This window comes from Acinetobacter pseudolwoffii (assembly GCF_002803605.1).
Lineage (GTDB): Bacteria > Pseudomonadota > Gammaproteobacteria > Pseudomonadales > Moraxellaceae > Acinetobacter > Acinetobacter pseudolwoffii.
In genome coordinates this window covers 113,090-133,292 of record NZ_PHRG01000012.1, presented here as the reverse complement: position 1 = coordinate 133,292, position 20,203 = coordinate 113,090, and the positions used below count along the sequence as shown (strand labels likewise).

Below are 20,203 nucleotides of genomic sequence, written 5' to 3'. Positions count from 1 at the left end.
AAGAGTTCTGCCGATGCACAAGTAGATATTGCCCAGGCTGCGCTGGATGAAGCCAATGCATTAGAGGCAGAAACCCAATTAGTAGCACCTGTAAACGGAACGGTGTCTAAAACCTATGGAAAAGTCTCTGAGCTGGTAGCCACCGCAGTCCCTGTGGTCAGCCTGATTGAAGATCAAATGTGGGTGAGCCTGAATATTCGTGAAGACCAATATGCCCCATTTCAGAAAATGAGCAGTATTGAAGGTTATATTCCCGCCCAARAWAAAACCGCCACTTTTCAAATCAAGCAGATCAGTGCTGAAGGTGAATTTGCCACCATTAAGACCACACGCCAAACCGGCGGTTATGATGTGCGAAGTTTTAAGCTGCATCTTGTGCCCGCACCAGCGATTCCTGAACTGAAAGTTGGGATGAGCGTGTTATTTAAACTGAAAGAGGCCCGATAATGTGGACGGGTATATGGCGCGAACTGCGCTATCTGCTCCGAGAAAAATGGGATCTGTGTCTGGTCACGCTGGCACCTGCACTGGTGATTATTTTATTCAGCAGCATGTTTGCTCAAGGGAAACCGGATCATTTACCGATTGCGATTATTGATCAAGACCAGAGTGCGCTGAGTCAAAGCATTTATCAGCATGTGGCGCTGAATCATACTCTTAAAATTGCTACGGTGTCGGAACAAACAGCTGAAATTGAGCGCCTGTTAAATCAAAATAAAATTTGGGGTTATATCCATATTCCAAGCGGTGCCGAGCAACGTCTGGTTCGTGCCCAGGATGCTGACATCAGTATTGCCTTTAACCAGAGTTATTTCAGTATCGGAAATACCATCTCCTCTGCCATGCTGGTCAGTACCCTACAAGCACTGGCTGAATTTGGCGGACAGCAATATCTGGGCAACCGGCTGCCTTCTCTCGAAGCACCGTCGCCGCATATCAAAATATCGCCGCTGTATAATCCACAACTGAATTATGAATTCTATCTGGAACCCTATGTCATTCCGGCAATTCTGCATTTACTGCTGTGTTGTTGTGTGGCATTTTCCGTCGGTCAGGAACTGAAGCGACAGACCTTAACAAGCTGGATCAGCAACTCGTCCATCTGGATGGCATTGCTGTCTAAAAATCTGGTCTATGTGGCTATTTTTAGTCTATGGACCTGGATCTGGATGTTCTGGCTGATTGAAATTCGCGGCTGGTTTGTTGCCGGCTCGCTCAGCCTGATTCTATTGGCGCAATTTCTGCTGTATAGCGCTTATGCATTTTTAAGCAGTGCAGTGGTTCTGGCAACCAAAGATTTAAGTAAATCTTTCGGCATCATTGCGGTCTATGGCGGTTCATCTTTAAGTTTTGCCGGTGTGACCCTCCCTTTAAATAATGCGCCCCTATTCACCCAGTTTTGGTCCAATATTATTCCGTTTACGCCCTATGCCAAATTACAAACTGAACAATGGGTGATTGGTAGTCCATTGCATATTTCACTGCAAGCTGGATTAATGCTGCTGATCTATGCCCTAGTCTACGCTCTGCTGGCTTATCTGTTTCTTAAAAAAATAGCTAAAGGAGCAGTCCAATGAAATCCCTCTGGTTTTACTATCTGCAAAGCTTCAAGGATATTGTCAGTCACGGCACGATCTTTACCACGCTTATTCTATCCGTCTTATTTTACAGCTTTTTTTATCCAACCGCTTATCAGGCACAGCAGGCTGAAGCCTTACCCATTATTATTGTCGATGAAGAACAAAGTAACTTAAGCACCCGTATTATTGGTCAGGTGGCACAAAGCCCCAATGTGGAAATTGAGGCGATTACCGGCAATTTTGCCGAAGCCAAACAATGGGTTGAATCTCAAAAAGCCGATGGTATCTTGTTACTACCGGACAATTTATCGCAAAGCTTAAGGCATGGTGAAACAGGCGGAATTGGACTGTATTTAAGCACTGCCAACTTTTTAGTGACCAAACAAATTGGTCTGGGCTTAGCTACATCAGTTGAGCAAACTTTGGCAGACTATACTGAACGCTTTAGCAAGGTCTCGGATTTTTCACCTGCTCTTTCTGTGCATCAAATTCCTTTATTTAATCCGCTGTCCGGCTATGGCAGCTATGTCTTTCCTGCGGTTGCACCTTTAATTATCCACCAAACCATTCTTTTGGGTTTGAGTATGCTGATTTTGGTATATCGGGAAAGAAAAATAGAATTAAACACAAATGCATTGATTGGGATGTGTTTAGCGGTCTTCACCATTGGTTGTCTGGGATGTTTCTATTTATTCGGCTTTAGCTTCTGGCTATTTGATTATCCACGTGGTGGCAACCTGCTCGGGATGCTGCTGGCTGTTGCGGTTTTTATCTACACGATAATTGGCATGACCTGCCTATTTGCCAGTTTTCTGGATCTGCCGGAACGTGCGGGGCATGTTATTGTATTCACTTCTATTCCACTGTTCTTTTTATCTGGTGCGGCCTGGCCGCATGCTGCCATGCCCACCTGGATGCAAGTCGTTGGCGAAATCCTGCCCTCTACCCAAATTGTGCAGACGTTTATTCAACTCAATCAGATGGGTGTGCCTACAACACTGATCTTGCCTAAACTGCTCTATCTTGGAATGATCGGCAGCTTGTGCTTTTTTTTGGCTTATCGACGTTTAATTTCAAACTGTGGAACTTTCTAGCTAGATGTTTAGTCCCAGATTTTAATGGTGCAACATTCTTAGAGAAATGGAAAGAAGCACTATGGGACAAGTTCTACACAGCAGCGCCACAACGACACAGACAGTGCGTCGAGCAATACAAAATAGTCAAGAGAGCTTAAGAACGCTAGCCAAGCGTTACGGCATCAATCAAAAGACCGTCGCAAAATGGAAGAAACGTACTTCAGTAGATGATCTTACAACCGGGCCAAAGAATCCTCGCTCAAGCGTGTTATCGCCTGAAGATGAGACGGCAATTGTTGCTTTTCAAAAACGCACTTTGTTGCCGCTAGACGATTGCCTTTATGCATTGCAGCCAAGTATTCCTTATCTGACACGCTCGTCGTTATACCGCTGCTTGCAGCGGCATGGTATTTCACGACTGCCTAAGGTACAAGGTGATCGCCCTGACAGGAAGCGCTTCAATGGTTACTTTCATATCGACATCGCTGAGATGCAAACAGCACAGGGTAAGCTTTATCTCTTCGTGGCTTTATTGCATAAATATTTTGCAAGATACTGATTTTTAAGGGGTTTTATAAAATTTTAATAAAAAATAAATATAATTAAATCATAGTGTTAGGTATTCGTGCAGCAAAGCCGTTCAGGAACACAAAGGTAAGGTAATAACATCTTTTTTAATAGGGATATTTTATTGTCCTCCCTACTCCGTACATCAAAGTTTTATTTGTAGATTTACCTATCATTAACCCATTTTTCATTCATATTTCCTGTTAAATTTAAGATTGCTTTAAAAATATTTAAACAATAACATTAGTGATAATTATTATCATTTACATCAACTAAAATGTCTTCTACCGTTCCTTCATCATTTAAACTATCTTTACTCAGTTTTTCGATTTTAGTTACACAACAAAGTTTTGCCGATGATACTCAGCAATTACCGACGATTACCGTTACAGCGRAATCAGAACAGAGGGASCTCANNCTCTGAACAGAGAAAAVCCTATANCAYCCAAAACYCGTCACCCGCCTCAAAACTGAATATTCCACTTAAGGAAACGCCGCAAACAGTCAATGTCCTTACCCGCCAGCAGCTGGATGACTTTGCTTTGGATAATACACGGGATGTACTGCGCAATACCCCTGGCATTATCGTCAGCAATCAGGAAACGGAACGGACCTCCTACCTTGCCCGAGGTTTCGAGATTTCAAATGTTTTAGTCGATGGCGTTGGTATTCCACTCGAAGGCTATAATTATAATAATGATAATCCAGACAGTTTTTTGTTTGACCGTGTAGAAGTGGTCAAAGGCGCGAATGCCTTAAATAATGGAATTGGCGATCCCGGCGCAACTATTAACATGATTCGCAAACGCCCTACTCAGGAACTTCAGGCAGCCTTGAATGCCAGTTATGGCTCATGGAATACGCAGCGCTATGAAGTAGATGTATCCTCTCCTCTCACCCAGGATGGAAAAGTCAGAGGTCGTGTATTTGGCTATCAACAGACTGGCGACAGTTATCTGGATCGTTATGAACTAGAAAAGAACGGCATAGGTGCTGTTGTGGAGGCAGATATTACTGACACAACTCTATTGACTGCTGGCTATACTGAAACCAATCACAAGCCGAATGGTGTCAATTGGGGTTCTAATCCACTGATCAATACTGAAGGCGAGCAGCTCAGTTACTCACGGAATTATAATTACAGTCCAAGCTGGGCGCACTGGGATAGCAATATTAAAAGTTACTTTGCCGAGCTTGAACAAAAACTGGGTGGCGACTGGACAGCCAAACTGACCTATGATGAAAAACGTACACAACGCGATTCAAAGCTCTTGTTTCTGTCCGGCAAACCTGGCGCAAATGGCACTTCAGGCATCTTCCTCTACCCAGGCATGTATATTGATGACAATAAAGAACAACAAGCCAGCCTGAGTTTTAGCGGCACCTATCCGCTTTGGGGACAACGCCATGAAGCCTCATTGGGCTATGTCTGGGCCAAAAATCGTCTGGATGAATTGGGTTATGCTGGCAGCTTTGTCAATCCGCTGACCACAGATTTAGCCAGTTTTACACCCGAAGAACCAAGCTGGGATATGTCGAAAACCAGTGGTGAAATGCATATCCGGCAGAAGAACCAGAGCCTTTATGCTGCGACCCGACTGCATCTGAATGATGATCTGAAACTGCTTTTAGGTGCGAACTATGTTCAGGCTGAAAGCAGTGGTAGCAGTTATGGGACCGACACCATTTATGATGAAGATAAAGTTTTACCCTATGCCGGTCTGACCTATAACTTTAGCCCTGAATATACAGGCTATCTGAGTTATACCTCGATTTTCCGTCCGCAAACCACCAGAGCAGATGATGGCAGCATTAACAAACCGATCGAAGGTGAAAGCTATGAAGTCGGAGTCAAAGGTTCTTGGCTAGATGACAAGCTTACCGCCACCATGGCTGTGTTCAGAACGGAGCAAAGTAATTATCCGCTTCGTGATTCTGATGGTATTCCGACTTTACGCACAACTCAGGTCAGTGACCTGCGTTCCCAAGGCTACGAGTTTGGCTTGGCGGGACAACTGACCGACCATTTTAACTTAAGCTTTGGTTATACCCAGTTTAGCCTGAAAGATCTGATCAATGGCGGTGATGCGCGTACCTTCAATCCAACCCAGTCTTTTAATCTTTTAACTACCTATCAGGTGCCGCAACTTCCAAAACTGAAACTGGGCCTTGGTGTGCAGTGGCAAGATCAGACCTATCTAGATGTGCCTGAAGCAACCGCCAATGGAGTGATTACCCAGAAAGCTGGAATCATTGAGCAGGATGCTTATGCGCTCGTGAACTTAATGGCCAGCTATGAGCTGAATGAGCATATGACCTTGCAAGCCAATGGTAATAACCTGACCAATGAAAAATATCTGTTCAATTTCCCCAATCAGCAAGGTTTTTATGGTGCACCAGCAAATTACAGCGTTGCTGTGAAATTTAAATACTGATTTTCAAACTTAGCCTTGACGACATGTTCAGGGCTAAATCATCACTACATACACAAAAACAGGTAAAACAAATGAAAAAAATGATCGCTCTGACCCTCGGACTGTCTATGACACTTTCAGCTCAGGCGCATATGCTTTGGCTGGAACGTGATACAGATAAGCAGACTCATGCGTTCTTTGGTGAATATAGTGAACAGCTTAAAGAAACGCAGCAAGGTGCCTTGAAGTCTTTTAATCAAGCAAAGGCCGTTCAGTCTAGAAAAAGCTTTAGTCCTCAAATGCAACAAGATCATTTGCTTTATGCGACCCAAGGCCAGACAGATGTCCAGCTCAGTCATGAATTGATCTATGGAGAATCATTGTTGAGCTATCATGCCAAATCCGGCAGACAAAACTTGAAAGCAGAATCAGAACTAGATATTGTCCCGACCCAGATCAACAGCAATACATTTACGGTACTGTATCAGGGTAAAGCTGCTGCGGATGTTGAAGTCACAGTCTTTTCCCCGCAATTCTGGCTAAAAAAATACACCACCAACGGCCAAGGCCAGATTACGATCGCCACGCCATGGAAAGGTCAATATGTCATTGAAGTTGGCAAAGAAGCAGACAAGGCAGGAAAATTGAATCAGCAGGCCTATAAAAAACAGTATCTGGTAACGACTTTAAGTTTTGTTTATTAAGTTTTTAGATTTTCATCAGTATAGATTTATTCAAGGCCAAATATGATGTCTGTTGTAGTGCAGCCACTTGCCATTCTCTATCGCTTAGGCATGACCTTTGGCATTGGCTACTTGTGCAGTTATTTAATCGCACTCGATCTGGCTTACTTTCTACAGGCTTTTCTGCCTAAAGCTGAGTCTGTCTATTTGGCTGCATTTACTGCCCTGATTTTTTATGTTTGTTTTGTGATTGGAATCTTCTGTATCCAAAGTTTAAAAAAGCTTTCTATCTATAGCCTGATTCCTTTACTTATTTTATTTCTCTTCTCCCGCTTCATAGGTTAAACCATGCATAAATCTGTCCGTCAATCCATGGCATGTTTACATTCATGGCTGGGTTTAAGCTTTGGCTGGTTACTCTTTGCGATCTTTTTAACAGGCGCGGTCACCTATTACCGACATGAAATCAGTCTATGGATGCAGCCTGAATTTGCCACAATGCAAGTCAATCAGGAAACTGCCTTAAAATCTGCTTACAGCTATTTACAGCAGCATGCACCGGACGCCCAAAACTGGTATATCGGAGTCGCCAATCAAGACTCACCGGTGAATAAAGTCTACTGGCAAAAAGCGGATGGTGGCTATGAAGTCAAAACCCTGAATGCTTCGACAGGAAAAGAATTACAGCTTTCAGCCACACAAGGGGGAGATTTTTTCTATAATTTTCATTTTCAGCTCTATGGTATGCCCTACACCATTGGTCGGCTGATTGTGACGATTGCTGCCTTTATCATGTTATTGACTCTGATTTCAGGAATCATTACCCATAAAAAAATCCTGACAGACTTTTTTACCCTAAGAGCCTTTAAAGGACAGCGCTCTTATCTGGATTTTCATAATGTCAGTTCAGTGATTGCCCTGCCGTTCTTTTTGACCATGACATTTACCGGGTTGGCGATTTTCTTTTATATCGTGCTGCCTTCCGGTATGAAAAAACTTTATCCAGACAATCCCTTTCAATATTTTGAAGAAATTCGCACAATCAATACATCAGCCACCCCCTCAGTTCCTGTGAAAACCCAGATGCTGCCAATTCAACATTTTATCACCACGGCACAGCAACACTGGGGATATGCGGAATTTGACAATATCACGGTCAAGCAGCCCAATACCCAGCTGGCACACATAACCTTAACTCAGCTCAAAGATCATTCCATTACACGAAATCAGGCACAGCTTATTTTAAATGCTGCTACCGGAAAATTGCTTGAAAATACACGAAATGAAAGTGCAATTGCCACACTAAATGCCAGCATGTATGGTTTACATATGGCACGTTTTGCCGAACCTGTTTTACGTTTAGGGTTATTTTTCTCCGGCATATTAGGCTGCGCAATGATTGCATCCGGATTGCTGCTGTGGAGCCTGAAACGCCAGATGCAGAAAAAATCAGTGCGGTTTCATCTCGGACACTATTTAGTGAACCGCTTGAATATCACCATAATTATTGGCTTGCCGCTTGCCATGCTGGGATATCTCTATGCGAATCGTTTTATCAGTATTCCTGTAGGTGCACCAAATTATGAAATTTATAGTTTTTTCTCTATCTGGCTTGGCAGTTTTATCCTGGCATGTGTAACCCCACAGCAAGATATATGGAGAATGCAGCTTAAACTTCTGATTTGTGCTGCCTTTATAATTCCCCTGATTGATATTTATTATTTAGTTTCCCAGCAATATGTTGATTCTTTTGCGACTTATTGGCCTTTTTTGCGTATTGATCTGATGTTATGGACCTTGGCACTGCTTGCCCTATTGTTACACCAGAAAATTACGCCCATTCAGCAAAAGGCTATTAAGAAAATCCAGACCAAACTGAAAGCCGTACAGCAGGAGTCTTCCATATGATATGGATCGCAATCATGGGGCTTTTATGGCTAAGCTGTTTTGGTTTTTATGCGGTAAGTGCAAAGCAGATCCTAAAAACCCGAAAATCTCGGTACGCTTTTTTAGCGAATTTTCCTACGTACACTAAATTCGCTGCAGGTATTTTCTTATTCGTCGTAATGGTTTTATTACGGACCCGGTTTAGCTACAGTATCAGCTTTGTGGCTCTATGGGTATTTCTAAGCCCCGTACTTTTTATCTTTATCTTAAAAATGAATAAAGCATTTTAGTATTTATTTAAAATCAGAAAGTAGTAAACAGCCTAGTGTGCTATTCACACGCCCTTTATTAAACCAATCTACCCAGTATCTGCTAAACCTTGCCAATCTGCTTTTAAATACCTCAAATGCATTATTTTGGCTAGAATCAGAAATTTAAATTGGTAGGTATTTGGTAGGTAGGATTCTTTTTAGCTTCATCCAATACTCATATTACGGTGAGGGTCACCGATAAAATAATCAATCAATGGTAGAAGGAATCACCCCATGGCTTTTAAAAATATTGCAGATCAAACTAACGGTTTTTATATTCCCTGCGTTTCACTTTTTGGTCCGGGCTGTGCTAAAGAAATCGGGATAAAAGCACAAAATTTAGGCGCCAAGAAAGCACTGATTGTAACTGATGCTGGCCTGTTTAAATTTGGTGTTGCAGATGATATTGCAGATTATTTGAAAGAGGCAGGTGTTGACAGTTATATTTTCCCAGGTGCGGAACCCAATCCAACTGATATTAACGTGCATCATGGAGTTGAAGCTTATAATGAAAATGCCTGTGATTTTATTGTATCGTTAGGTGGGGGCTCATCACATGACTGTGCCAAAGGCATCGGTCTGGTCACTGCAGGTGGCGGACATATCCGTGATTATGAAGGGATTGATAAAAGTACCGTTCCGATGACACCACTGATTGCAATCAATACCACGGCAGGGACGGCTTCGGAGATGACACGTTTCTGTATCATTACCAATACCGATACCCATGTGAAAATGGCGATTGTAGATTGGCGTTGCACACCACTCATTGCGATTGATGACCCTAAACTGATGTTGGCCAAACCTGCCGGCCTGACTGCGGCAACAGGGATGGATGCTCTGACACATGCGGTCGAGGCCTATGTATCTACGGCTGCTAATCCCATCACTGATGCCTGTGCAGAAAAGGCGATCACCATGATCAGTGAATGGCTCAGTCCCGCAGTGGCGAATGGGGATAATCTAGAAGCACGGGATGCCATGAGCTATGCTCAATATCTTGCCGGAATGGCCTTTAATAACGCCTCTTTAGGATATGTGCATGCGATGGCACATCAGCTCGGAGGCTTCTACAACTTGCCGCATGGTGTTTGTAATGCAATTCTGCTCCCCCATGTTTGTGAATTTAACCTGATTGCTTGTCCTGAACGTTATGCCAAAATTGCCCAATTGATGGGGGTGAATACAGAAGGCTTAACCGTAACTGAAGCAGCTTATGAAGCGATTGGCGCCATTCGTCAGCTTTCGGCTTCAATTGGTATTCCATCTGGGCTGACGGAATTGAATGTAAAAGAAGCTGACTTGGCCATCATGGCGGAAAATGCACAAAAAGATGCCTGCATGCTGACCAATCCACGTAAAGCCAGCCATGCCCAAGTGGTAGATATTTTTAAAGCGGCGATGTAGTGCCTCAATGTAAGTCTTCTCTCCAAGCATCTGACTTACATTTTTAACAGCCCCTGTTTCACTTCCTGAGGAAGTGTGCCAAGAGCAGACATGCATTTTCCTGTTCCTGGCTGATCCTTTTGCCTTCATAAGAGGATAAAAGCGGGGGGTGTTTCTTTTTTATGAAGTCCCCTTCATTATGAATATCGACATTAATCCCATGGTAGAAAAATGCCACTATTTTTTTAGCCCGTTCTAGCCATAAATAAAATTTCATAGCGTATTATCTTACGATTATATTTGATCCCTGAGGAATAAACTGCGCGTCCTTCAAATGACATGAAGGTGAGCGTAGCTGATATCAAGCATCTAGGCAAACAGCAAACTGGGTAGCCACTGATAAAAATTTTAGGATCAGGTTCAGTCTAAATTAATAAGTAAACTCACAGTAAGCAAGGATAATACTTAATATTCCAGAATATTCCTATTTTAACTGTTTAGCTTTGTACCGACAGTTACATCAGCTTTAAAGATTTTTATATTTTAACAGAGTCTGATGAACGGGATGGTTTTTGGGCATCAGTTCAATCAGGCGTTCTACAGCATCAATCGCTTCAGGAAAATGTGCCACATGTTTCAGCAAGACATCGGTTTCATTAGCCTTGAAAATGGCATCGCTCAGGCGTGATTCCAGACAATCTCTCCAAGCGCATAGAAATGGACTTTCTGTTTTGGCCAGAAATACGCCGGTACATAATTTCAAGGCTGAATCGATATACCCAGCATCTAAAGATTGCTCTGTCATTAAAAAATCAGCCTCTACATGCGCCAATAAACGATAGGGTCTGGAACCCAGCATACCACCTAATAAATCGCGTAATTGTGACATTTCTGCTTTTAAAGTACCCATACTGACCTTGCGCTCGCCATATAAGGCTTGATGCAATGTATCTAGACTCAGACCCTGCGGACATAAGGCTAGAATGGTCAGAATTTCAATCTGTCGAGGAGTCAGAACCAGCATCTTGCCATTAAACAGCACTTGAGGTACTGAAAAAGCTCGAATAAACAGGCGCTGCTTCTGGCATTCTAGTAGAGCCGACTGGATGATCGTAGCACAGCGCTCCGCAGCTAGTAGTGCTAAACTGTTATGCTTTGGCCAGGTAGTCGACAGATCAATGACACCTAAGACCTGTTTTGAATAGGGATCAATAATCGGGGCAGCGTAACAAACCCAATCATGAATGGAGGACATGTAATGTTCACTGGAAAAGACACAGCTGGATTGTTGAGTTTTTAAGGATAATGCCAATGCATTGGTTCCGACTAGCTCTTCGCGCCATTGCCCACCTTCAATAAAATGTACACTTTCTGCGGCACTTTGCATTTGTGGGCTAGAAGCTGCCCAAATGATGGTGCTGCCGATATCTCCGACCGCCAGCACCATAGAAGATTGCTCGGCAATATGTTTTAAATCCTGAGCACAATGTTGCAGGGCTTGGGCTAAAGTTGAGGAAGAAGTGGTCTTTTTTAAATCCGTCAGCGGTGCTGCTAAACGATTCTTCGGGATTTCAGCCGAGGATGAACGTTGCCAGGAGCTGGCAATACTCTGTCCCAGCTGTTCTGCATGTAAGGGAGACAAACTGCTGTTTTGCCGAAGCTGATCAGTATTGTGCCTTTTTTCCATCAAATCTTGTTTTGTCATCATTCCTTATTCTCACAACAATTCATGATTTACATCGGCTGTAATCGTTATTTTTTTAAAATGGATGAAAATATCGTGAACATGCTAGCTCCAACCTTTTTCCAACCTTATACCAGTTATATTAATCAAATAAGATGCAGAAGTACCTTATACCAAAGCTGTAGAAGCGGTTTTGCCATACGAAAATAAGCAAAGGAAATACATATGCGTTACGTCGATCCTAATCAACCTGATTCAAAAGTTCATTTTAAAGCACAATACGAGAATTTTATTGGCGGCGAATGGGTCGCTCCGGTCAAAGGTGAATACTTTGACAACATCTCTCCGGTAGATGGCAAAGTCTTTACCAAGGTTCCGCGTTCTTCTGTAGAAGACATTGAATTGGCCCTGGATGCAGCGCACAAAGCCAAAGAACAATGGAACAGAGCATCGCCGACCACCCGCTCCAATATTCTGTTGAAAATTGCCGATCGTCTGGAACAAAATCTGGAACTGCTGGCAGTGGCAGAAACCTGGGATAACGGCAAACCGATCCGTGAAACGCTGGCTGCCGATATTCCGCTGGCGATTGACCATTTCCGTTATTTTGCCGGCTGTATTCGTGCGCAGGAAGGCGGCATTTCCGAAATTGATGAAGATACGATTGCTTATCATTTTCATGAGCCGTTGGGCGTCGTGGGTCAGATTATCCCGTGGAACTTTCCGATTCTGATGGCTGTCTGGAAACTGGCACCTGCCCTGGCTGCGGGCAACTGCATTGTGTTGAAACCTGCAGAACAGACTCCGGTCAGCATTCTGGTGCTGGCTGAACTGATTCAGGATATTTTGCCACCGGGTGTCCTGAATATCGTCAATGGTTATGGGGTTGAAGTCGGTCGCCCGCTAGCCACCAACCCACGCATTGCCAAGATTGCCTTTACCGGTTCCACCGCCGTCGGTCAGATGATCATGCAATATGCCACCGAAAATATTATTCCGGTGACGCTGGAACTGGGGGGTAAATCACCAAATCTGTTCTTTGCTGACATCATGGATCAGGAAGACGATTATCTGGACAAAGCGCTGGAAGGTTTTGCCATGTTTGCCCTGAACCAGGGTGAAATCTGCACCTGTCCATCGCGTGCGCTGATCCAGGAAAGTATTGCTGACGAATTTCTGGCGCGTGCCGTTGAACGGGTGAAACGGATTAAAACCGGGCATCCGCTGGATACTGACACCATGATTGGCGCGCAAGCCTCACAGGAACAGCAGGACAAGATTCTGGGCTGTATTGCCACTGGTCGTGAAGAAGGCGCACAGATCCTGACTGGTGGTGAAGCACGTCAGGAAGTGGGGCAAGGTTTCTATATTGAGCCGACTATCTTTAAAGGCACCAATGACATGAAGACCTTCCAGGAAGAAATCTTCGGGCCTGTACTGGCTGTGACCACCTTCAAAGACTTTGATGATGCGATCAAGATCGCCAATGATACGATTTATGGACTCGGTGCCGGTGTCTGGTCACGCTCAGCGCATACCTCTTACCGTGCAGGCCGTGCTATTCAGGCCGGCCGGGTCTGGACCAACTGTTATCACATCTACCCTGCCCATGCGGCTTTCGGTGGTTATAAAAAATCAGGGATTGGGCGTGAGAATCATAGAATGATGCTGGATCATTATCAGCAGACTAAAAACTTGCTAGTCAGCTATTCGACCAAACCAGCCGGGTTCTTTTAAGAAGTGAAATACATTCAAAGCGAACTTCGGTTCGCTTTGAATGTATGGTAGCTAGCTTTCACAAAATATCAGCAACATCTTCAAGCTGCGGCCAATTCAAATAAAGTTTTTAGTCTATAAATACTTTTTTTAAACGAAAGAGCATCACCTCAAATTTCTATTTGCAATAGTGTCATTTCAAGATAATTTCACTCTATAAAGATTTCGCCACATTCTCCAGCCATTGAGTGCCAGAAGAATAAAAATAAAATAAAGCACGGCGGTTAAATACAATGACTTATAGCTATACATGCCGACATAAATCACATCTAACACACACCATAATCCCCAGCTTTCAATATATTTTTTTGCCGCCCAATAACTTGCCACCAAGCTAAAAGAAGCCAACATGGAATCCAACCAAGGGAGTGATGCTGTGGTGAAATGAGCAAATAAGGCGCCAATCACCAGACCGGCGACAATACCCACAATCAGGCTATATACCCAGATTTTTTTATTCAAATAGCCAATCTGCACGGTGATAGCCTGGTCATGATTTTTCTTCGACCAGCTATACCAGCCATACAGTTGCATCAAGATAAATACGGCTTGTAATGCTGCGTCTGCAAATAAATTGACACGATAAAAAATAATCATATATAAAAATACAGCGACAATATTCACCAACCAGCAGACTTTATATTGTTTGGAGGTCAGCCAGACACCTAAAACGTTTAAAATGAACGCTGCAATTTCTATATTTTCCATAGCAATATAACCTGATTAAGCAGCCAATTTAGAAGTTCAGATTGAATGACAAGGTTGCTGTACGCGGCGAACCCAAGAATAAATAATCATCACCCAAAAATTCACCTGCATCACGCCAGTATTTCTTGTTGAACAGATTATTAATATTCAAGCGCAGCAATGCATCGGTCGTATTTAGCTTAAATTGATAAGCAGCGCCTAAATCAACCACACTATAACCCGCGACTTTCGCAGTGCCCTCTTTGTTGGCATATTTGCTTGAACTGTATTGACCACCTGTCAGAACAGTGAAACCTTCGATGCCCGGTACGTTATAGCGAAGATGCGTTGCGAAACGAGCTTTTGGCACGTTTTGCGCCTGATGATTACCATATTCAACCGCTTCCACATTTTCTAAACGGGCTTTGGTCCATGTGAATGATGAGGTTAAGGCCAAATCATCCGTTAATACACCATTGAGTCCCAACTCTAGACCACGACTATGCTGCTCACCTTCTTGTACAAACATAAAGCCTGTGTCCATTGGTTTGCTATATTGGTTGTCTTGACGTAAATCAAATAGCGAGGCAGTCAATAAAAACTGCTTGATCTGTTGTTTTAGACCAATTTCATATTGCTCTGAATAGATCGGCGCTAGAGTTTCAGTAGCATTCTCTGCAAACCAAGGCGCTGTCTTTCCATCTGACAAGCCTTTCGCATAAGCGGCATACACAGTGGTTGACTCTACTGGACTATAACTCACTGCAAACTGCGGTAAAAATTTGCCTAAATCGGTATCGCGGACTTTTATTACCTGATCTTCAGAATAAACATATGCTTGTGCTTGTTCATCCAGCTCGATCCATTTACCACCAATCAAAGTGGACCAGTGGTCATTCCATTCAATACGATCAAGAAACGTCAATGCAGTTTGTTTACTGTCTAAAGCTTTAAAATAGGGACCAAGATATCCATCTTCTGGGATCCTATCGTAGGTATCTTGGTAAATATTACCAACATAGTCTTCTGAATTTATGTATTGGTTTACACCATTGTAACGATTTCTAGATTTATCTGTGTGAGTCAAATCAAAGTTAAGGTAATGTAACGCCCGATCAGTATGTAATAGACCATCTAACTTGATTTTAAATTGGTTAGTCTGATAGGTATCATCAGGATTTTGATAATCGTAAATATCATACTCGCCAGCTTTACCAAACGTGTTACAGGAATACTCTTCCAGACAGCCTTCCCGATAATAACCATAAGCAAAGCTTGAATAGTCATCAACTCTGGATTTACTGTGGGCTGCGACGAGTCCCAAGTTCCAGTCATCATTCAATGCATAGCTATATTTTAAACTGCTATTCAGACTATCGATCGTGACCGGTTTGCCCCAAGTCTGATAACCCAGCAATCGGTCCCATTTCACATTTTCTGGGACTTTACCATCCAGTAATTGATAACCTGGCACTGATTTTTGTTCGGAACGCTGTGCTTCAAGATCAAATTCTAATTTGGATTGCTCAGATGTTTTCCAGTCTAAGGCCAATGCCGCTAGATAGCGTTCACCATCGACATGATCGACATAAGACTCCATCTGTTCATTCACCAGATTGATGCGATATCCGAATTGTTGCTCATCACCCAAAAAACCACCGAGATCAGTTGCCACTGAAAACTGGCCGTGTTGATCGGCCGAGAATGTCAGTGCCTGAATATCTTTCGGTCGCTTGGTGACATAATTGACCACACCACCCGGGGTCGACATACCACTTTGAATCGCGGACATGCCTTTTAAAATTTCCACACGTTCTTTGTTTTCAAGTGCAACGTTTTGTTCACCACGAATCACATTGCCATTAATGAGGTAGCTTGATGCCAAATCGAGTGCAAAGCCACGCGAGACAAAGTTTGGATAATAGCCAATTGCAGCATAGCCATCACCGATGGCTGCATCATTTTTTACCACATCGCTCAGCACGCGAGCATGTTGTTCAGCAATGAGATCTGCTGTGATGACAGAGACAGATGCAGGGATTTTTTGCAGACTGTCCGTAGCAAATCCCTCGACATTCACTTTGGCACTCGAGTAAGGGATGCTTTGATCGGCTGTAATGACAATCGTGTCAAGCTGTTGAACATCGTCTTCAGCATAAGTCAGCGGGGCTAAACAAAGCTGCGACAGAATGATCATATTTAAAGATCGGGTTAATACATTCTGTTTGAGTTGACGATTGTTCATACGAAACCTTATGTATTTGAAGTGGGTGATGATGCCGGGTTTAGAGAGCAACTAAGAAGAGTGCAATTCGTGTTGAATGAGCCGGGTTAAAGTCTGGGTAAATTGTTGGCCTTGTTCGCCAAAGAACCAGTCCACATGACCGATAATCCAGTCGTAATAAGCCGCATCTGCATGGTTGAGGTTGTGGGTAATGCCCACAAAATACTCCAGCTCTGAAAAAGCGAAATCCAGATGCACGATTTTCAGCAGTTCTGGCAAAATACTAAAATCTTCTTGTGGATGTATCTCGGAAAAATAAGCATGGAGAAAAGCGGTTAAACCGGCTTCATCAATCGGAATATGTGGGTTCTGCTTTAATTCCAACCAATCAATGAAATTACGTTCAATCGTCACAGCCAGATCATAAAGTGCCGAATTTCGGTCAGATAAACCAAAATCAATTACGGCAGTAATCTCCGCTTTGGCATCCGGTGCTGACCAAAATAGATTAGAAGCGTGTAAATCGTTATGGGTCCAAATTCTGCTTGCCTGTTGCAATACAGGCTGAATACGCTGGTGAACCTGTAAGATTTGATCTAAAAAGTAAGGATCTAAATTTTTGTCGGCACAGTAACGGCTTAATTCTGGACTGTTTACAATGCGCCGTTGAATGGCTGTAACGATATTTTCACTGTTTAAAAGCTGCTGATTGGACAATAAATAAGATGCTGATCGGCCTTGCCGCTCAGGAAAATCCTGCATGGCCATATGTAAGCTTGCCAGTAATTGCCCCGCTTTCGCAGCATGTTCAGCATAGAAAAAAGGTTTCCAGGATTGCTGATCTGCATACAGATCTAAGCCGGCTGCTTTTGCATAGACTTCATAGGTCCAGTCACCTAGCTCTAAAGCGGTCAGACCTTGATTTGAGCTAATCAATGCTGCAACAGGAATTTCTTTGCTAGCTAAATGCTGAAGAACGGCATGCTCCTGTAAAATATCGCGGGCACGACGAAAGGAACAATGGCTGCGCTTGATCAAATACTGATGCGCGACTATTTCATCCCTGCTCACAAGATCCTGCTCTACTTTAACCAATACTGCAGATGAAAATGGCCGTGGACTACACCACAAAATCTGAATATGACCTTGTAAACAGGAATACTGCTGCTGCAGGCTTTGTAATTCTGGATCAGAAATATGTGCCCAGTCTTTATTTTCCCAGGCATTGCCCATACCATGACCTAAATCATCAGTCATTGTGGTCATTATCAATATCCCTGAGCCAGATCATCATGTGGTAATGGAGAGTCATCATTTAAGCAAACATCTACACAGTATTTTCAAATACATTTAATATTTAAGGTTTGTCCCAAAATTAAGTGGTACATACCAGTATTAAATTGGAGGCAAGTTTAGCCTTTTAAATATAAAAATAGAATGCTTAATAATTAAAATTATTTTAAAAATAAAAAATCCTAAAAACACAGAAGTTTTTAGGATTTGAATGGATTGGAGATAAATATAAGCTTATGCGTGAATATCTAGGGTCATTTCAATTTTGTCCTGAGACCAGATTTCGATGTCATATTCAATCACCAGATCGTTTGATTTTGAAATACGTTCAATGTAAGTTGCTGTTTGGCTTATAGGAATTCCTAAATATTGGCTCTCAAAATGAGAGACACCGGTATTTTTAATTTTTAACTGACTACTCGTATAATCATAATCAAAGTGATTTTTAATGACATCTTGGACCGAAGTAATCACGTCATAATTCAGCACATCTGGAAATAGCGCAACAGGCAGATAATTGTATTCAAGGAGTACCGGGACATCATCAGCATAACGTAAACGGATAATTTCAATAAAGCCGAGTCTTCTCGTTGCTTCACTAAAAACATCACTGTGATCAAATCGCTCCAGCTGTCTGGTCGAGATCAGTTCTGTTCTGGCATTAAAACCCTGTGCCTTCATATAAGAACGAAAATTTTCAATTGAGTTTGGATAGTATTGAATTTTTTTATTACTCACAAACCAGCCGAGATTTTGCCGTTTGTAAATTTTATCTTCGGCACGAAGCTGTTCATAAGCCTTACGCACTGTTTCCCTTGAACAGTTAAACTTTAATGCCAAGTAACGTTCCGATGGAATCATTTGATTAGAACTGTATTTTTTCAATTCAGCCTCAATCAAATCTCTGATTTCCATATACTTCATTCAGTGAATCCAGCTCGTCAGCGTAAGTTATATTGATGGTACTAAATTAAAGAACAGAGGAAAATTAAAAAAGGTACAGATCAGTAAAAAGATACATTCCCTAGTCTTAATGAGAATTTTTACGGTAATGGTAATCCCCCCTAAAAATATTGATGATGAGAATGCAGGACCTTATCGTCAGCAAAATGTATTAAATTCACTTATGCTCTACTTCCTCACTTGTATCGCAAATTGAATAACATGGCATTTACCACAATGTAATTTTCCCTCCTGCCTTTCTTGCTCCCCGACATAAAAGTGATGGATGTGGTCCTGTCCGAAGACTTCTAGAATGTAACGAGGATCGTATAAATATTCGACATTTGAAGGACCACCGGTTTTATAGTCGATCTGTTCCTTTGAATATAGCTCACCAATAAACCATCCACCGTTGAGCAAGGATTTTCTTATGCCTTCTAAAACCTGTTTTTGTGTTTCTATATCGAAATGACCAAATACACAGATCACATTTTGATAAAACTCCGATGGCCATTGAGCTACTGTTAAATCAACATGTTTAAGTTCAACTTTTATCCCTTGGGCTTCAGCCTTGCTGGACAGATGCGTCAAAGCAACATCAGAATAATCCCAGACTTCCGCTGAAAAAGGGTAACCCTGCTGTCTTGCCCGCTCAGCCAGGTATAAGATATTCCGTCCTTCACCTTCAGCAATTGCCAGTGTTTTACCCTCTATTCGGATTTTGTCCGAAATTTGCTGAATGAAAAGATTTGCTGCTGTGCCATACAGATCTTGCGTCCGGGCATACAATTCATTCCAGTGCTGACTCATTTCAGCCTCCATTTACTAAACGATTCAATCAGCTGGAAAACTCTTTAAATGCCTCTAGGGCATTTGCGGCATACATCAATGAAGGTCCTCCACCCATATAGACGGCAACGCCTAAAACTTCTTCCAGTTCCCGTAGGGTCATGCCCATTTTGACTAAGGTTCGAACATGAAAACCGATACAACCATCACAACGTGCCGCCACACCAATCGCCAAGGCAATTAACTCCTTGGTTTTCGGATCAATCACGCCATCACGCATAGCAGTCTGTGACAATTGGTTAAAACTTTTCATTAAATCAGGCGAATCCTGACTTAAAGTTCTTAAACTGCCCGAAATGTTCTGGGTTAATTCTTTGTATTTCATTGCTTCACCTCAAATAAAGAAATCAGCATTCATTTATATATTCAATAGCTTATTTTTCTACCGGATAGCCCTGTTCCAGCCAGGCCTGGTAACCACCCTGAACCGACTTGACCTGGGTAAAACCCATATTCTGTAAGGTATCGGTTGCCAGTGCTGAACGTCCACCCGTACCACAAATCAAATAAATCGGCTGATCTTTAAGATGTTCCAGTGCCTGCTGGGTATCACAATGATGACTGGCTAAGGGATGCTGGTGAATTCGCATTTCCAAAATACCACGTGGATAATTCACCGCCCGGTCTATCGCTGCTGCTTGGAATTCATCTGGTTCCCGAACATCAATCAGTATGGTTTTATGGTTTTGCATCGCCTCAAACAATTCATTTACGCTGACTTCCTGAATCCGGATTTTTGCATTCCGGATCAATTGCTCTGCAGTTTTCATCATTTTCATTCTTCCTCGGCCATTAAAACGATATTCACATTGCATAAACGATGCTCAGGGAGATTAAAGCGCTT

The 20,203-nt window shown here is 42.6% G+C and carries 17 protein-coding genes and 2 pseudogenes; 11 read left to right on the top strand and 8 right to left on the bottom strand.

The window, feature by feature from the left end:
* The 10 genes and pseudogenes from CWI32_RS14220 to mdh form a co-directional block, all read left to right on the top strand.
* The coding region (locus CWI32_RS14220) for an HlyD family secretion protein (RefSeq protein WP_491522691.1) at window positions 1-447 on the top strand (447 nt) is incomplete at its 5' end.
* On the top strand, window positions 447-1,577 hold the full coding sequence (locus CWI32_RS14215) for an ABC transporter permease (RefSeq protein ID WP_004733131.1): 1,131 nt from the start codon (window positions 447-449) through the stop codon (window positions 1,575-1,577). The genes CWI32_RS14220 and CWI32_RS14215, both read left to right, overlap by 1 nt.
* A complete protein-coding gene (locus CWI32_RS14210; protein WP_005093772.1) occupies window positions 1,574-2,674 on the top strand; it encodes an ABC transporter permease in 1,101 nt (366 codons plus the stop codon). Before CWI32_RS14215 ends, CWI32_RS14210 begins: the two co-directional genes overlap by 4 nt.
* Before the next feature lie 61 nt (window positions 2,675-2,735).
* Window positions 2,736-3,188 (top strand): annotated as a pseudogene (locus CWI32_RS14205) (transposase family protein); the annotation flags it as partial.
* A 312-nt stretch (window positions 3,189-3,500) separates the two neighbouring features.
* Window positions 3,501-5,658, top strand: a pseudogene (locus tag CWI32_RS14200) (TonB-dependent siderophore receptor).
* 71 nt (window positions 5,659-5,729) lie between these two features.
* Window positions 5,730-6,341, top strand: coding sequence for a DUF4198 domain-containing protein (locus CWI32_RS14195; RefSeq protein ID WP_005093768.1), 612 nt, complete (start codon window positions 5,730-5,732; stop codon window positions 6,339-6,341).
* A 42-nt stretch (window positions 6,342-6,383) separates the two neighbouring features.
* Window positions 6,384-6,665, top strand: coding sequence for a hypothetical protein (locus CWI32_RS14190; RefSeq protein ID WP_004281957.1), 282 nt, complete (start codon window positions 6,384-6,386; stop codon window positions 6,663-6,665).
* Window positions 6,666-6,668: 3 nt separating this feature from the next.
* On the top strand, window positions 6,669-8,228 hold the full coding sequence (locus CWI32_RS14185; RefSeq protein ID WP_100535593.1) for a PepSY-associated TM helix domain-containing protein: 1,560 nt from the start codon (window positions 6,669-6,671) through the stop codon (window positions 8,226-8,228).
* The gene (locus CWI32_RS15520) at window positions 8,225-8,497 is read left to right on the top strand and encodes a hypothetical protein (protein WP_100358270.1); all 273 of its coding nucleotides are present in this window, start codon (window positions 8,225-8,227) and stop codon (window positions 8,495-8,497) included. The genes CWI32_RS14185 and CWI32_RS15520 overlap by 4 nt, the downstream gene beginning before the upstream one ends.
* A gap of 255 nt (window positions 8,498-8,752) precedes the next feature.
* On the top strand, window positions 8,753-9,925 hold the full coding sequence (gene mdh / locus CWI32_RS14175; RefSeq protein WP_004733137.1) for an iron-dependent methanol dehydrogenase: 1,173 nt from the start codon (window positions 8,753-8,755) through the stop codon (window positions 9,923-9,925).
* 505 nt (window positions 9,926-10,430) lie between these two features.
* On the opposite strand, the gene CWI32_RS14165 is transcribed toward mdh, so the two are convergent.
* Window positions 10,431-11,612: a helix-turn-helix domain-containing protein gene (locus tag CWI32_RS14165; protein ID WP_004647792.1), complete on the bottom strand. Its 1,182-nt coding sequence runs from the start codon at window positions 11,610-11,612 to the stop codon at window positions 10,431-10,433.
* Between the two features lie 201 nt (window positions 11,613-11,813).
* Between CWI32_RS14165 and exaC the strand changes: the two genes are divergently transcribed.
* Window positions 11,814-13,325, top strand: coding sequence for an acetaldehyde dehydrogenase ExaC (gene exaC / locus CWI32_RS14160; RefSeq protein WP_004281961.1), 1,512 nt, complete (start codon window positions 11,814-11,816; stop codon window positions 13,323-13,325).
* A 177-nt stretch (window positions 13,326-13,502) separates the two neighbouring features.
* Here exaC and pnuC read toward each other — a convergent pair whose 3' ends face one another.
* The 7 genes from pnuC to CWI32_RS14125 form a co-directional block, all read right to left on the bottom strand.
* Window positions 13,503-14,072 (bottom strand): nicotinamide riboside transporter PnuC, encoded by a 570-nt coding sequence (gene pnuC, locus CWI32_RS14155; protein WP_004281962.1) that lies wholly within the window; start codon window positions 14,070-14,072, stop codon window positions 13,503-13,505.
* 28 nt (window positions 14,073-14,100) lie between these two features.
* A complete protein-coding gene (locus tag CWI32_RS14150; protein WP_100535592.1) occupies window positions 14,101-16,296 on the bottom strand; it encodes a TonB-dependent siderophore receptor in 2,196 nt (731 codons plus the stop codon).
* A gap of 51 nt (window positions 16,297-16,347) precedes the next feature.
* Window positions 16,348-17,541 (bottom strand): phosphotransferase enzyme family protein, encoded by a 1,194-nt coding sequence (locus tag CWI32_RS14145; protein ID WP_005093759.1) that lies wholly within the window; start codon window positions 17,539-17,541, stop codon window positions 16,348-16,350.
* A 261-nt stretch (window positions 17,542-17,802) separates the two neighbouring features.
* Window positions 17,803-18,492 carry a GntR family transcriptional regulator gene (locus tag CWI32_RS14140; protein ID WP_005093757.1) on the bottom strand — a complete coding sequence of 230 codons (690 nt, stop codon included), beginning with the start codon at window positions 18,490-18,492 and terminating at the stop codon, window positions 17,803-17,805.
* Between the two features lie 207 nt (window positions 18,493-18,699).
* Window positions 18,700-19,320: a class I SAM-dependent methyltransferase gene (locus CWI32_RS14135; protein ID WP_100535599.1), complete on the bottom strand. Its 621-nt coding sequence runs from the start codon at window positions 19,318-19,320 to the stop codon at window positions 18,700-18,702.
* A gap of 28 nt (window positions 19,321-19,348) precedes the next feature.
* Complete coding sequence (locus CWI32_RS14130; protein WP_005093752.1) at window positions 19,349-19,684, bottom strand: carboxymuconolactone decarboxylase family protein; 336 nt, start codon at window positions 19,682-19,684, stop codon at window positions 19,349-19,351.
* Between the two features lie 49 nt (window positions 19,685-19,733).
* Window positions 19,734-20,129 (bottom strand): rhodanese-like domain-containing protein, encoded by a 396-nt coding sequence (locus CWI32_RS14125; protein ID WP_100535598.1) that lies wholly within the window; start codon window positions 20,127-20,129, stop codon window positions 19,734-19,736.
* Window positions 20,130-20,203 lie beyond the last annotated feature (74 nt).

What these genes read in the sequence shown, in the direction of transcription:
- exaC (WP_004281961.1), top strand. Translation starts at nt 11,814, where the DNA reads ATGCGTTACGTCGATCCTAATCAACCTGATTCAAAAGTTCATTTTAAA.
- CWI32_RS14210 (WP_005093772.1), top strand. Translation starts at nt 1,574, where the DNA reads ATGAAATCCCTCTGGTTTTACTATCTGCAAAGCTTCAAGGATATTGTC.
- CWI32_RS14145 (WP_005093759.1), bottom strand. Translation starts at nt 17,541, where the DNA reads ATGACCACAATGACTGATGATTTAGGTCATGGTATGGGCAATGCCTGG.
- CWI32_RS15520 (WP_100358270.1), top strand. Translation starts at nt 8,225, where the DNA reads ATGATATGGATCGCAATCATGGGGCTTTTATGGCTAAGCTGTTTTGGT.
- pnuC (WP_004281962.1), bottom strand. Translation starts at nt 14,072, where the DNA reads ATGGAAAATATAGAAATTGCAGCGTTCATTTTAAACGTTTTAGGTGTC.
- CWI32_RS14195 (WP_005093768.1), top strand. Translation starts at nt 5,730, where the DNA reads ATGAAAAAAATGATCGCTCTGACCCTCGGACTGTCTATGACACTTTCA.
- CWI32_RS14150 (WP_100535592.1), bottom strand. Translation starts at nt 16,296, where the DNA reads ATGAACAATCGTCAACTCAAACAGAATGTATTAACCCGATCTTTAAAT.
- CWI32_RS14130 (WP_005093752.1), bottom strand. Translation starts at nt 19,684, where the DNA reads ATGAAATACAAAGAATTAACCCAGAACATTTCGGGCAGTTTAAGAACT.
- CWI32_RS14135 (WP_100535599.1), bottom strand. Translation starts at nt 19,320, where the DNA reads ATGAGTCAGCACTGGAATGAATTGTATGCCCGGACGCAAGATCTGTAT.
- CWI32_RS14125 (WP_100535598.1), bottom strand. Translation starts at nt 20,129, where the DNA reads ATGAAAACTGCAGAGCAATTGATCCGGAATGCAAAAATCCGGATTCAG.
- mdh (WP_004733137.1), top strand. Translation starts at nt 8,753, where the DNA reads ATGGCTTTTAAAAATATTGCAGATCAAACTAACGGTTTTTATATTCCC.
- CWI32_RS14140 (WP_005093757.1), bottom strand. Translation starts at nt 18,492, where the DNA reads ATGAAGTATATGGAAATCAGAGATTTGATTGAGGCTGAATTGAAAAAA.
- CWI32_RS14185 (WP_100535593.1), top strand. Translation starts at nt 6,669, where the DNA reads ATGCATAAATCTGTCCGTCAATCCATGGCATGTTTACATTCATGGCTG.
- CWI32_RS14215 (WP_004733131.1), top strand. Translation starts at nt 447, where the DNA reads ATGTGGACGGGTATATGGCGCGAACTGCGCTATCTGCTCCGAGAAAAA.
- CWI32_RS14190 (WP_004281957.1), top strand. Translation starts at nt 6,384, where the DNA reads ATGATGTCTGTTGTAGTGCAGCCACTTGCCATTCTCTATCGCTTAGGC.
- CWI32_RS14165 (WP_004647792.1), bottom strand. Translation starts at nt 11,612, where the DNA reads ATGATGACAAAACAAGATTTGATGGAAAAAAGGCACAATACTGATCAG.